General features: G+C 63.3%; 16 protein-coding genes and 1 pseudogene. 6 read left to right on the plus strand and 11 right to left on the minus strand.

Annotation, left to right across the window (positions count from 1 at the left end; translation table 11 throughout):
• Positions 1-2 precede the first annotated feature (2 nt).
• The 3 genes from ABEA18_RS11680 (at position 3) to ABEA18_RS11690 (ending at position 2340) form a co-directional block, all read left to right on the plus strand.
• The gene (locus ABEA18_RS11680) at positions 3-569 is read left to right on the plus strand and encodes an HdeD family acid-resistance protein (RefSeq protein WP_345449580.1); all 567 of its coding nucleotides are present in this window, start codon (positions 3-5) and stop codon (positions 567-569) included.
• A gap of 62 nt (positions 570-631) precedes the next feature.
• Positions 632-1438, plus strand: a complete 807-nt coding sequence (locus ABEA18_RS11685) for an exodeoxyribonuclease III (protein WP_234752737.1) — start codon at positions 632-634, stop codon at positions 1436-1438.
• Positions 1439-1470: 32 nt separating this feature from the next.
• Positions 1471-2340, plus strand: coding sequence for a DUF8083 family protein (locus ABEA18_RS11690; RefSeq protein WP_345449581.1), 870 nt, complete (start codon positions 1471-1473; stop codon positions 2338-2340).
• Between the two features lie 46 nt (positions 2341-2386).
• Here ABEA18_RS11690 and ABEA18_RS11695 read toward each other — a convergent pair whose 3' ends face one another.
• The 5 genes from ABEA18_RS11695 to ABEA18_RS11715 form a co-directional block, all read right to left on the minus strand.
• Positions 2387-3445, minus strand: a complete 1059-nt coding sequence (locus ABEA18_RS11695; protein ID WP_284981923.1) for a LacI family DNA-binding transcriptional regulator — start codon at positions 3443-3445, stop codon at positions 2387-2389.
• Between the two features lie 119 nt (positions 3446-3564).
• Entirely contained in the window at positions 3565-3771 is a 207-nt protein-coding gene (locus ABEA18_RS11700) for a hypothetical protein (RefSeq protein WP_425550513.1), read from the minus strand.
• Positions 3772-3833: 62 nt separating this feature from the next.
• Positions 3834-4709, minus strand: coding sequence for a carbohydrate ABC transporter permease (locus ABEA18_RS11705; RefSeq protein ID WP_345449583.1), 876 nt, complete (start codon positions 4707-4709; stop codon positions 3834-3836).
• Entirely contained in the window at positions 4706-5725 is a 1020-nt protein-coding gene (locus ABEA18_RS11710; protein ID WP_345449584.1) for a carbohydrate ABC transporter permease, read from the minus strand. The genes ABEA18_RS11705 and ABEA18_RS11710 overlap by 4 nt, the downstream gene beginning before the upstream one ends.
• An 88-nt stretch (positions 5726-5813) precedes the next feature.
• Positions 5814-7094, minus strand: a complete 1281-nt coding sequence (locus ABEA18_RS11715; protein WP_345449585.1) for an ABC transporter substrate-binding protein — start codon at positions 7092-7094, stop codon at positions 5814-5816.
• A gap of 86 nt (positions 7095-7180) precedes the next feature.
• On the opposite strand from ABEA18_RS11715, the gene ABEA18_RS11720 reads away from it, so the two are divergent.
• Positions 7181-9079 carry a glycoside hydrolase family 13 protein gene (locus ABEA18_RS11720; RefSeq protein WP_486303810.1) on the plus strand — a complete coding sequence of 633 codons (1899 nt, stop codon included), beginning with the start codon at positions 7181-7183 and terminating at the stop codon, positions 9077-9079.
• Between the two features lie 118 nt (positions 9080-9197).
• Here ABEA18_RS11720 and ABEA18_RS11725 read toward each other — a convergent pair whose 3' ends face one another.
• The 6 genes from ABEA18_RS11725 to ABEA18_RS11750 form a co-directional block, all read right to left on the minus strand.
• Complete coding sequence (locus ABEA18_RS11725; RefSeq protein WP_345449586.1) at positions 9198-9503, minus strand: hypothetical protein; 306 nt, start codon at positions 9501-9503, stop codon at positions 9198-9200.
• A 198-nt stretch (positions 9504-9701) separates the two neighbouring features.
• Positions 9702-10313 carry a hypothetical protein gene (locus tag ABEA18_RS11730; protein WP_345449587.1) on the minus strand — a complete coding sequence of 204 codons (612 nt, stop codon included), beginning with the start codon at positions 10311-10313 and terminating at the stop codon, positions 9702-9704.
• A complete protein-coding gene (locus ABEA18_RS11735; protein WP_345449596.1) occupies positions 10310-10921 on the minus strand; it encodes a hypothetical protein in 612 nt (203 codons plus the stop codon). Before ABEA18_RS11735 ends, ABEA18_RS11730 begins: the two co-directional genes overlap by 4 nt.
• An 80-nt stretch (positions 10922-11001) precedes the next feature.
• Entirely contained in the window at positions 11002-11385 is a 384-nt protein-coding gene (locus ABEA18_RS11740) for a hypothetical protein (RefSeq protein ID WP_345449588.1), read from the minus strand.
• Positions 11382-11573: a DUF2273 domain-containing protein gene (locus tag ABEA18_RS11745; protein ID WP_059388473.1), complete on the minus strand. Its 192-nt coding sequence runs from the start codon at positions 11571-11573 to the stop codon at positions 11382-11384. Before ABEA18_RS11745 ends, ABEA18_RS11740 begins: the two co-directional genes overlap by 4 nt.
• On the minus strand, positions 11570-12043 hold the full coding sequence (locus tag ABEA18_RS11750) for an Asp23/Gls24 family envelope stress response protein (RefSeq protein ID WP_345449589.1): 474 nt from the start codon (positions 12041-12043) through the stop codon (positions 11570-11572). The genes ABEA18_RS11745 and ABEA18_RS11750 overlap by 4 nt, the downstream gene beginning before the upstream one ends.
• A gap of 332 nt (positions 12044-12375) precedes the next feature.
• Here ABEA18_RS11750 and ABEA18_RS24640 point away from each other — a divergent pair.
• Together ABEA18_RS24640 and ABEA18_RS11755 are read left to right on the plus strand one after the other, a co-directional pair.
• Positions 12376-12447, plus strand: a pseudogene (locus ABEA18_RS24640) (IS1/IS1595 family N-terminal zinc-binding domain-containing protein); the annotation flags it as partial.
• 33 nt (positions 12448-12480) lie between these two features.
• Complete coding sequence (locus tag ABEA18_RS11755) at positions 12481-12678, plus strand: hypothetical protein (RefSeq protein ID WP_345449590.1); 198 nt, start codon at positions 12481-12483, stop codon at positions 12676-12678.
• Positions 12679-12745 lie beyond the last annotated feature (67 nt).

Here is a 12745-nt window from a genome sequence, read left to right on the forward strand (position 1 = left end):
CTATGTCCGACACCGCAGGACGCAAGTTGTTCCAGCATTCAGGAACGGCGCTCATCTTCCGGGGAGCCTTGGCCCTACTCTTGGCCTTCCTTGTCGCTTCCCTGCCAGTCGCCACGGTGTTTGCCCTCGTCTACGTCTTCGGCGTCTTCGCTATGACGGACGGGCTCACCAATATGGCCCACTACTTCTACGACCCTGCGCGCCACTCCCGCTGGAGCCTGATCGGCGGCTTCATCTCCGTCGCGACCGGCATCGTGGCCGTTTCGTGGCCAGGGATCACCGCCGCGGCACTGGGCGTCCTCATAGGAGCATGGGCCCTGGTCCTCGGCATTTCGCAAATCATCCTTGCCATGGACACCAGGACGACGGTCAGGGCTTGGTGGATCTGGATGTTGACAGCGTTGGTCACCACTTTGTTTGGGCTCTTTGTGCTCGTCAATCCGGGCGCGGGATTCCTGAGCGTGGTGGCTCTCCTCGCGACATATGCCGCGGTCAGTGGCGTTTTGTTGATCGCCTCCGGCATCAAACTACGCAGGCGCGCCTCTTCTTCGGTGATGCTCGCCCACTAGTCCCCGGTAGCAATCCACCCCAAGGGGATGCGCCCAGTCCCAAGTTCGGTAAGTTAGTGGCTGTGAAGATAGCTACCTGGAATGTGAATTCGCTCCGCGCACGTGCCGACCGCGTCGAAGCCTGGCTGCAGCGCAGTGACTGCGACGTCCTCGCCATGCAGGAAACCAAGTGCAAGGACGACAACTTCCCGTGGGAGCTCTTCGAACGCATGGGCTACGAGGTTGCCCACTTCGGTCTGAGCCAATGGAACGGCGTAGCGATCGCCTCGCGTGTAGGGCTCGACGACGTCGAGCGCACCTTTGTTGACCAGCCCGCCTTCGGAAAAGCCGGCAAGGATCCTGTCCAGGAAGCCCGTGCGATTGCCGCAACGTGTGGCGGGGTCCGGGTGTGGAGCCTGTACGTTCCCAACGGCCGTTCATTGGACGACGAACACATGCCGTACAAGCTCAAGTGGCTGGACACCCTGAAGGGCCACGCCGCCGGCTGGATCACGGAGAACCCCGAGACCCAGGTGGCGCTCATGGGCGACTGGAACATCGCGCCGCTGGACGAGGATGTCTGGGACATCGATTACTTCCGGGCGAACGCGCTCACCCACGTCAGCGAACCTGAGCGCGAGGCCTTCCGGGCGTTCGAAGCGGCCGGTTTCACCGACGTCGCGCGCGCTTACACCCCGGGTCCCGGCGTCTACACCTACTGGGACTACACGCAGCTGCGGTTCCCCAAGAAGGAAGGCATGCGCATCGACTTCGTCATGGCCTCCCCCGCGCTGGCCGCCCGTGTCACCGGGGCCTCGATCGACCGCGAGGAACGCAAGGGCAAGGGCGCCTCGGACCACGCTCCCGTGATCGTGGAGCTTACGGACTGAGCAGCAACAATGACGGAGGAGGCGGGCCCGCGATGAGCGGAAAGCTATACGGGAGCCAGGCAGGGCTGCCCTTCTCTTCAGCGTTGCGCGTCTACGAACCACTCGAGGCATTCCCCGAGGACCAGCGGCAGCAGCTCGTGGCGAGCGGCACCCGCAGCGGTTCGCGGGCCGCCGTCGAAACTGCCGAGCTGCTCGCTTCCCTCGGACGGGTCACTCGTAAAGGCGGGGACCCATTCCCCACCGGCAGCACCGATCTGGTCCGCATCACACGGGTTCCTTCCGGAGACCGGAACGACCCCGACGCCGGCCGGCTGCTTTACTGCCCCAGCCAACTGGTCATCCGGGCAGGATTGGCGGCCAATGCCCTCATGGAAGGTATCCACGGTCCCCTCGCGGACCTGCTCATCCCCGTGGACCAGCGCGACCGGCACCAAGCACGCATAGACCGTATCAACGCCAGCCACGACGCGAAACGCGTGCACACCCGGGCCTCCACTTGGGGCATCCCCTTCAGCTGGTTCTCGCTGTTCCAGGAGTCGGACCGTAAGGATGTCGTGGAATCCGGCGGACGCATCCTGACGGTCAGGGTCTGGGCCTCACTGACGGACGCCTTGGACCGGGCCCGGTTCGCCGTAGCCAACCTTGCCCTCGCCGCCCCGGACCTGGACATGTTGGACGACCTCACCCAGCTCACCGAGTGGCTCGAATTGTTCCACGTGCAGTCAATGGTCGAACTGGACTACGGCGCCGTGGCGGACAAGGTGTACCCGGACGAGTCGCCCATGGATGTCAGGCTCGGCATCGAATGCCTGGCCGAGGGGGACATGACAGGAGCGGCCGCGGCTTATCGCAGGCTGGCTTCCCGCTGGATCCCCATCAGGCAGCTGGCCCGGGCTTCCTAGCTCCTGGGCTTCCTCGCTCCTGGGGCGAGTTAGCCCTTGGGGGGAGTTAGTCCTTGGGGCGGGGCGGTGCGGTGGTTTCCCTCACGATCAGCCGGTGGGGCGCTTTCATGGACCGCACGGAACCCGCGGCCCCGGCCAATTCGTCCAACAGCATGCGCGTGCCCAGTTGGCCTTGTTCGACAGGGTCCTGCGCCACGGTTGTCAGGCCCATGGCCTCGGCGAATTCATGGTTGTCAATGCCGATGATGGACAAGTCCTCCGGTACACGGACGCCACGGCGCCGCGCCTGCAACATGGCTCCCATGGCCATTTCATCGGAAGCGCAGAAGATCGCCGTCGGTTTAGGCCCGGGCTTGCTCCAGAGCTCGTCGAACGCTTCCTGGCCGCTGCCCACCGTGAAGTTTCCGAAAATGTCCCATTCCGGAGGCATGGAGAAACCCGCGCTCGTCATGGCATCCGTGAAGCCATCAACGCGCAATCGTGGGACGGTGAAGTTCAGGTCCGAATCGTCCTGGCCATGCAGCAGCGCGATCTCCCGGTGACCGAGGTTCAACAGATGCATGGTGGCTTCAACCGAGGCGGCGTAATCGTCGATGCCGATGCTGGGGCAATCCTCCACCGGACCGCCGACAATGACCAGAGGGATTTCGATCCTTTGGAGATCGGCGATTTCCTCGGGTGTCAGGGACATGCAAAGGACCAGGAGCGCATCGATCTGCTTATAGACCATCGTCTTGCTGAAGAGCCGTTCCCGCGCTCCCCGCTGCCCGCCCAAGTTGAACAGGGACAGGTTGTAGCCGCGGGCGTGGAGCTCGCGGTCCACGCCCTCGATGGCCTTGAAGAAGAACCACCGGTCCACGTAAGGTGCCAGGACACCGATCGTCCTGGTACGGCCCGTGGCCAGTCCCGAAGCGGACGACGACGCAACATACCCAAGTTCTCCGGCGACCCTGAGGATCTTCTCCCGGGTTGCAGGAGATACCCGGGGAAGGCCGCGCACTGCACGGGAAACGGTGGCGGTGGAAACGCCCGCGGCCTGTGCGACGTCCTCAATGCTGGCTCCTGCGTGGCCGCCACGCTGGGACCGTTCACTCGTTTTTGCCACTCAAGCCCCCTCAAGGAATCCGTGCGGAAGCCGGGGGTTCCTTCCCAGACGGCAGATAACCAGCGTATTCCGCATGGTTGCCCTCCGCCGATTCCGCGCTACTTATTTCGGCTGGCTGCTCACCTGATGCGTCTGGTTGTCCGTGCTGGGAGCCGTCGGCGAAGCCGGAGCATCCCCCACAGGGCCAGCAACACCGCCAGCAGGCCCAGGGCCCAGCCCAATGCGGGCTGGGCCGTGAGCTCGGCGGCCACAGTGATGACCAGCAGGACCAAGGCCCAAAAGCCGAGAAAACCGATCACGAGGTCGAAATCTTCCGCCGATTTCACTCGCGAGTGCTGCTCCTTGGCCGGCCCGCCGAGGGACGGGCCGGCCGAATCCGGAGTATGCGTCATTTGACGGCGCCCGCTGTCAGGCCCGCCACGATCTTGCGCTGGAAGACCAGCACAAGGATCACCAGCGGAATCGTCACAACCGTTCCGGCCGCCATGACGGCGGTGTACGGCTCCTGGTGGGCCTGGGCACCGGCAAAGTAGGCAATAGCGACCGTAACGGTCTTGGTTTGCTCGTTGGACAGCTGGCTCGCGATGAGGAACTCGTTCCACGAAGCGATGAACGCCAGGATTGCGGTGGTAAAGACAGCCGGCGCAGCAAGCGGCATGATCACCTTGCGGAATGCCTGGCCCTGTGTGCAGCCATCAATTCGAGCCGATTCCTCCAGCTCCCAAGGCATTTCCCGGAAGAAGGAGGTCAAGGTGTAAACCGTCAGAGGGAGCACAAACGAGATGTTCGGAATGATCAGCGCCTGATATGTGCCGTACCAGCCGATGTTCGTGAACAGCTGGAACAGCGGCGTCACCAAGGCCACGCCCGGGAACATCGACGCTCCGAGGACAAAGCCGAGGACCAGGAACTTGAAGCGGAATTCAAGCCTGGACAAGGCGTACGCCGCGAATACCCCGAAAAGCAGCGCGACCACAGTGGTTACCCCTGCTACCAAGAGTGAGTTCAGGAGGTTCCGGCCGAAGTGGTTGCCCAGGTTCTCCGAGAACACCGTCGTGAAGTTGTCCCAGGTGACGTGGGTGAAGAACGGAGTCGAGTCGAAGGTATATCCAACGTCGCGGAACGCGGTCACGATCATCCAGTAGAAGGGAATCAGGCACCAGATGAAGATGAGCGCTGCGCTGATGTACGTGCGGCTGCTCGCCAAGCGTTCCCGCCGTCGAGCGGCTGTCTTGGGCGCGGCGTCGATGCTCACGGCTGTCATTTTTCCTGCCCCTTGGTCTTGGGTGTGGCTGAGGCGACCGCGTTGGCTCCCAGGAAGCGAACGAAGATGAACGCGACGAGGAAGATGATGAGGAACGTGATGGTTGACAGCGCCGCTGCTGAGTTAAATCCCTGACGGATCTGTTCAACCACCAGGATGGACAACGTTGTGGTGTTGTTGGAGCCCTGGGTCATGATGGCCGGGAGGTCATACATGCGCAATGCGTCAAGGACACGGAACAGGACAGCCACCATGAGCGCAGGCTTCACCAATGGCAAAGTGATCTGGGTGAAACGCTGCCATGCCGAGGCGCCGTCGACCTTCGCGGCTTCGTACACTTCCGCCGGGATGATCTGGAGTCCAGCCAAAATCAGCAGGGCCATGAACGGCGTCGTCTTCCAGACGTCGGAAATGATGATCGCCCAGCGTGCCGGCCATTCGCTTCCGGTCCACAGGATCGCCGTGCCAAAGAGCTTGTTGGCGATGCCGTCGAAGGCGAAGATGAAGAACCACAGCTTTGCGGTAACGGCCGTTGGAATGGCCCACGGAACCAGGACAGCAGCGCGAAGGGCGCTGCGACCGCGGAACGTCCTCGCCATGATGATGGCCATCCAGAACCCTAGGACGGTCTCCAAGACTACCGTGACCACAGTGAAGAAGAACGTCGTCCCAACGGCGCTCCAGAATTGGGAACCGAGAGTGCCAGGAGCACAGGCAGCGGGGCCACATTGCTGGGCCAACCAGTGGACAAAGTTATCGAAGCCCGCGGGTCCACCCTGAACGAATAGCTTGGTCGCCGGGTCAAGGCCCTGGTCCTTCTGGAACGCCATGATAATGGCGTTGACCACCGGGTATACGATCACGACGGCGAGCAGCACCAAGGCGGGGGAAATCAACCAGAACGCCCACCGGCCTTGGGACGTGGCTGCCCGGTCCTGTCCTACTTCTTTTTGAACTTTTTTGGTTTTGGGGCTTGGTGTCTCTGGCGCCCGCTTAGGCTGCGCAAGGGTGGACATTTCCCCTCCTTCCGGAAATTGATAGTGTGGCCCCCCGGGCGGCCGTCCGCCTTATGCGCCGGCCGCCCGAGGTTCACTGGAAGTGTCGCTATTGGCTGGCCGAGTTGATGGCCGTGTCCATATCCTTCAATGCCTGATCGACAGACTTGTCGCCCTTGATGGCAGCGTAGGCGTTGTCCTGGATGGCCTTGGTCACGGCCGGGTAGAACGGTGTGACCGGGCGCGGCACGGCATTGGAAATCGAGGTCTTCAGCACCGGAAGGTACGGCAGCTGCGTGACCAGGGTCGGATCGTCGTACAAGGAAGTCAGCACCGGGGCCAGCGATCCCTGCGTTGCGTAGAACTTCTCGGTTTCTTCGCTGGTCATGAAGGTCAGGAAGTCCTTGGCCGTGGCCTTGTGCTGCGAGTAGACGCTGACGGCAAGGTTGTGTCCGCCGAGGGATGAAGCGCCAGGGCCGCTCTTACCCGGGAGCGGAGCCATGCCGAAGGTGTCCTTTACCTTGGATGAGCCGTCCGTCTTCGCGAGGTTGTAGACGTAAGGCCAGTTGCGTAGGAAGAGGAGTTTGCCGTCTTCGAAGGACTGCCTGCCCTGTTCCTCCTGGTACGTGACGCCCTGCGTGGGGATGTTTCCGTTCTTGTATGCGGTGACCAGGTTGTTAAGGCCGTCCTTGGCCGACGTGGAGTTCACGCTCGATTTGCCGTCGTCTCCAACGATTGTGCCGCCTGCCGTGTTGATGGCTTCAGCCGCGTTCACCGTGAGGCCTTCGTACTTGGCGAACTGTCCCGCGTAGCAGTCGATGCCGTTCTGTTTCGCGATGGAGCACATGCTCATCATCTCGTCCCAGGTCTTGGGCGGGGTGGGCACCAAGTCCTTGCGGTAGAACAGAATGCCGCCGTCCGAGGTCTGCGGTGCGGCGAAAAGGGTGTTGTTGTACGTTGCCGTCTTGACTGTGGCCGGCAGCATCTTGGAGGTATCGATGCTCATCTTGTCCGAGAGCGGTTGCAGCCAACCCTTCGCGGCAAACTCCGCCGTCCAGACGACGTCCACGTCAACCACGTCGTAGTTGGCATCCTTTGACTGGAAGTGCTGCACGAGGTCATCGTGCTGCTGGTCCGCCTGGTCGGATTGCTCCTTGAAAGTGACCTTCTGATCCGGGTGCGCCGCATTCCACTTATCGACGAGCGGGCGGACAACGTTGCTGTTGTCCTTGCCCTGGACGTAGGTGATTGGACCCCGCCCGTCGAGGTTCGCTGCGGCATCTCCGCCGCTTGAGGCTGTGCTGCCGCCACCGCCGCCACCACAGGCGGACAGGGACATGGCTAGCACGCCGGCAACAGCGGCCGGCAAAAGGTACTTGCGTGTGTTCATGCTGGGAACTCCTCAGTGAGTGGACCAGGTATTTCCGCAGTGCGGTTGATGTGGTGAGCCTCACATTAGTAAGCTTCCCGGTAGTAATGCAAGCGTTTACACAAAAATATGTCATCGAGAGGAATCCAGTGCCGAACTCCCCGATCCCAACCCCCGGTTCCAGCAATTCCGCGTGGTGGGCAAGCGCCGTCGTCTACCAGATTTATCCCCGCTCGTTCGCCGATGCCAATGGCGACGGTATGGGCGACCTTGCCGGCGTCACCGCGAAACTGCCTTATCTCCAATCGTTGGGCGTGGATGCGGTGTGGCTTTCCCCGTTCTACGAGTCGCCGCAGGCTGATGCCGGATACGACGTGGCGGACTACCGGGTCGTCGATCCCCTCTTCGGTACCTTGGCTGACTTCGACGCCATGTTGGAGAAGGCACACAGCCTGGGCATCAAGGTGATCGTCGACCTCGTGCCCAATCACACCTCGGATGAGCACGCTTGGTTCCGCGAAGCCCTCGCCGCCGCCCCCGGCTCCCCCGAACGCGAGCGTTACATGTTCCACCCGGGCAAAGACTCCAAGCCGGGCTCCGGGGACGGGGCCTTGGCCCCGAACAATTGGAAGTCCATCTTCGGCGGCCCCGCGTGGACGCGCCTAACGAACGACGACGGCACTCCCGGCGAGTGGTACCTGCACCTTTTCGACACGAAGCAGCCCGATCTCAATTGGGAAAACCCCGAGGTCCATGATGAGATGCGTTCGGTACTGCGCTTCTGGCTAGACCGCGGAGTTGACGGCTTCCGGGTGGATGTTGCCCACGGCTTGGTCAAAGAAGCCGGATTGCCGGACTGGGAGGGCGTTGCTGCCATGGTCGAAGGTGGTTTATCCGCACCCGGCGCCCACAGCGAAGCCGTCGAACCGCACACCGCACACCCTCATGTCGCTACCGGCGCCAGGCCCGCCGCCGGGGGCGTCGCGACCGCCGTCGAGCACAAGGTCAAGCCCCCGCTGGACCCGCCGTCGCCCTTCTTCGACCAGGACGGCGTCCACGAGATCTACCGCGAATGGCACAGAGTCCTCGCCGAGTACGACGGCGACCGCATGCTGGTTGCCGAGGCCTGGGTGGAGCCTGCCGAGCGCCTGGCCCGCTACGTGCGGAAGGACGAAATGCAACAGGCCTTCAACTTTGATTTCCTCTTGGCAGGCTGGGACGCGGAGCGCATGGCAGAGGCAATCGAATCTTCGCTGGACGCGGCGGGATCCGTCGAGGCGCCCTCCACTTGGGTCCTGAGCAACCACGACACTGTCCGGCACCCCAGCCGCTTCGGGCTGGCAGATCCCACCACTTTCCCCAAGGGAATCGCAGCGGAAGACGAACAGCCCGACGCCGTTCTAGGCCTGGCGCGGGCAAGGGCCGCCTCAATGGTGTCCTTCGCCCTGCCCGGCTCGGCCTATCTTTACCAGGGTGAGGAACTCGGCCTGCCGGAGCACACGTCTCTGCCGGCCGAGGCGCGTCAGGACCCATCATTCTTCCGTACCAAGGGCGTGGAGCGCGGCCGCGATGGGTGCCGCGTGCCGCTGCCCTGGAAATCCGCCGAGCCCGGCTTCGGATTCTCGGACCCGTCGGCTGGTCCGGGCGGCGCCGGTGCTACTCGCATAGCACCCGCAGCGCCCTGGCTGCCCCAACCCGAAGCGTTCGGCGAGCTGGCGGCGGACGTCCAGGCCGGCGTCGGGGGCTCCACCCTGGAGCTGTACCGTTCCGTCCTGGCATTCCGCCGCTCGCACCGCTTGGGCTCAGGCACGTTCCAGTGGGCTGAAGAGCACGATCCCGCTAACGGTGTCCTGGCCTTCCACAACCGGGACGTTTTGGTAGTGGCCAACATGGGTACTGCTGACCTCCCCGTGCCGGCCGGGTTCCGGGTGGAACTCTCCAGCGACGGCGGCTCGGGCGGGCATTCGATTGTCCCGAACAGCGGGGCGTACCTCGTGGCGGAGTAGGGCCTTCCCTTCCCGACCTTCTTTGGCGCGAAAACGGGGCCGACACGCACAACTTGCTGCGTGTCGGCCCCGTTCTGTAGCCAAAGAGGGTCAAGAAGGCGCCGTAATGGCGAGGAGCCTACTTGCCGCCCTTGAAGAAACCAGCGATCTTGGATCCGAAGCCCTTGGCGTTCTCGGCCACGTCGCCCGCGATTTCCTTGGCGTTCCCGGCAACATCGCCCGCGAGGTCCTTGGCTTTCTCAGCCACGTCACCCGAGAGGAACTCCTTGACGTGCTCAGCGGCATCGCCGGCCAATTCCTTCGCGTTCCCGACCGCTTCGCCGGCGAATTCCTTGACGTGTTCCGCGGCATCGCCTGCGACGTTCTTGGCCTGTTCAGCCGCGGCTTCGCCGGTTTGCTTGATGTTGTTGACTTCTTCGCTCATGGTTTTCTCCTTGTTCCTGGCCCAAGTTTTTTGGTCCATCGGCTTGACTCGGACCCTAGGTCCGGTGCCGGCCGGGCAAGCCCAACCAAAGGGAAGATTTCCCCCTACCCTTCAAACTATGGCCCACACGGACACCTCTGCAACGCAAAATGCCTGGGAGGTAACGTAGCTATCCGATTAACACGGGTTGCTATCAGTTCAACGAACGCGCTCGGCCTTGCTGAACCGGGTCCGCGCGCCTGCCCCGATATGAATCAAAACTGGAGTCCTGCGTCCCACCACCACGTCCAGCGCCTCCACCAGCCGGGAGACGTCCGCGGCCAGCAGGTGCGGGGAAACGCCTTGACGGGGCTGGACCCTGACACGGAGCCCAGGACGACCGTTGACCTCGTAGGTTGCCACCGTCAAGCCCGCGAGATCCGTACGTTCTGCGAGGGCCGCCTTGAGCGACTGCTCGGCAAGGTTCCCGCCGATGTTGACGTCGCCAGGCGTCCGGGCGTCGTCGTACTCCGACACGATGAGGTTGGCGCGGCCTTTGCCCTGCTGCGACACCCAGGCCACCATGAGCACGATCAGCACCACAAGCACCGCTGCTGCGGCAATCCAGAGCCAGCTTTCCTCCCGACCTGGAATGCGGGTCTGCTCTGAGAGGTACTTGGCGTGTTCCCAGAGCCCGGTGGACCAGCCTTGCCACCAATTTCCCACGGCGGGAACAGTGGCGAGCAGCATCAGGAGAATGCCGATGGCCAGCAGCTTCAGGCCAAGGATGCCGATCAGGATGCGGTTGAGGACGTGCGGAGTGCCGTTCATGCACCGATCACCCCGGACGTAGCGACATTGACACGGACTGAAGGCATGGGTGAAGGGGCCATTTTTCGAAGTTCATCCTCGACGGCGGCAAGGATCCGCTCCTCGTGCAGGGGCACGCCCGAGGTGGGCCGGACGTTGACCACAACCAGCCGCTGTGAAACCACCACCATGACTTGCTCCTGGGTGACGTTCGCTGCGGTCCGGGCAGCACGGGCCAGCGCCGAAGCGATGACCTCGTCGTCCACCACTACTCCGGCCCGGGGATCCTGAAGCAAGTGACGGGACTTTCGGCCGGGCAGGACCGCGTTCAAGAAGAAGATCAGGCCCACCATGGCCACGACGCCGCCGAGGGAACCGAGCAGCAGGGGCGAAATACCTCCGGGCAGGGCAATGAGCCGTTCGGCAGCCGTTTGCGGATCGATGAGCCACGGCGGTTGGCCAATGGCGCGCAAAGCGGATTCGAGGAGGGCGTAGACACACGCCGCAATCACAAGGGCCGCTGCCAGCCCGGCCATTCCCGCACGCGAGGAACGGGTTTCGCGCTTGAGGATGCGCTGGAGGCCGACGTCGATCCGGTCGCCGACGTCTGGGGTCTCCGGTGTCTGCATCCCGGGTGTGCCGCTGTCCGTCGTCTGCCCGCGCGCGGTGTCCGGGTGGCTGCGCCGGGCGTGCGGGGTCTGGGCGTGGCTCATTGGACGCGGGCTCCTTCGCTGACGCGTGCGCCGCTGATCCGGATATCCACGCGGCTCAGGGTGGAACCGCTGAGTTGGGTGACGCGCTCAAGGATGGCCGTCTTGGCAGCGACGGCCCGGTCCCAGACCGTTCCACCGTATCCTTCTACCCGCCGGGGGTCCCTGAGGACTTCCGTCAGCGAGGGCACACGGATCGGGGCGGCAATCGAGAGTGCCAGGAGGCCGTCGTCGTCCGACCATTCGGCGCGAACATCCTGCGCCGAGACACCGAGCGCTTCCGCGGCGGCCGCCTGGGCCAAAGTAGTGAGGGCCTGGGTGCTGATTCGGTTGTGGCCAGCCAGGGAGACGGCGGGCTCCACAGCCTCAGCCGCGGAACTCATGACGACGAACGGCGGCCGGTGAGGGCATCCAGCACGCTGCGAAGGTCAAGCTTTCCGTCCGCGGCGCGGCCCAGGAGTGCACCGATGCCCATGAAGAGAAGGGCGATGATGAAACCCCACAATCCGAATTGGAACGCCATGAACGCCACGAAGGCGCCGATCCCGATTCCGACAACGGTCAAGTTCACTGGAGTGGCTCCCTTTCCGATAATGCGCCTCTTGTTCCGGCTTTGACCGGAGGAGCGACGTACACGTCGTTGATCTCAACGTTGACCTCAATGACCTCAAGGCCCACCAACGATTCGACGGCGCGATAGACGGCCGCGCGGACCTGGTTGGCGACATCATGCAAAGGGTATCCATAGACGGCCACCAGATTGAGGTCCACGGCCACTTGGGTTTCTCCGACCTCGGCGCGGACACCCGCAGCATGGTCCTGGCTGCCGACGGCATCGCGAATGGCTCCGAGGGCGCGCGACGGAGCCGAGCCGAGCGAATAGACGCCCGGAACAGCCCTGGCGGCAATGCCGGCAATCTTGGCGACAGCGGAATCCGAGATCACTGTACGGCCACTTGCTGCCACCGTTTGCCGGTCCTCGGATACCGGAGCCCCAACGGCTTCCGGTTCAGGCGCGGTGTAGCTTTCCTGCTGGTCCATTCAGCCCTCCCCTTCTCTTGAGTACCACCCTAGCGCTTGGCCAAGACAAGGCGGAGACAAGAGCAGGCGTCTCCGTGAGATTCTGCTGGATCATTCCCAGAGCGCGAGTTGCCGGCCGCTTGATTCCAAGGGTACGGGGTTTGTCCATTCGAATGATTGAGCAGAATCCGCCGAGTGGGCATGAAAATGGCGCCTGAACACGGAAATGATGGGTTATAGGACAAAACGTGTGTATGGATTGTGCCTGCTTCCCAGTGTTGGCGGGCGAATTTCGGGGTAGCTAAGCTTTGGAAGCTTAGGGTGGCTGGGGTGCTTGCATATCTCTGGAATGTCTGGTCTGCGGTCAGGCGCTGGTACGGAACGGGAAAACGGCCGCGGGTAAGCAGCGCTACCGGTGCCTGGAATGCGGGGCGAGCCGCTCGGGTGAACGCCCGGATGTGAGTCGGCGTGCGGAGCTGGGTGCGTTTCCGGGCTGGTTGCTGGGTACCGGCGGCCAAGCGCTGGTTGACTCGTTCGGTACGGCCCGGTCCTTCCGGCGCCGCACGGCGTGGTGCTGGAATATTGCCCCCGCGATTCCGGCCACGGGCGAGATCCATGACCAGGTCCAGATCGACGGGATCTACGTCGGCTCGTAGTGCTGCCTGATCGCGATCGCCGGAGAGCATGTGATCGGCTGGCAGTGGTGCGACACCGAGAAGAAGG

Origin of the sequence: Arthrobacter gyeryongensis (genome assembly GCF_039543785.1) — a bacterium.
Classification (GTDB): Bacteria; Actinomycetota; Actinomycetes; order Actinomycetales; family Micrococcaceae; genus Arthrobacter; species Arthrobacter gyeryongensis.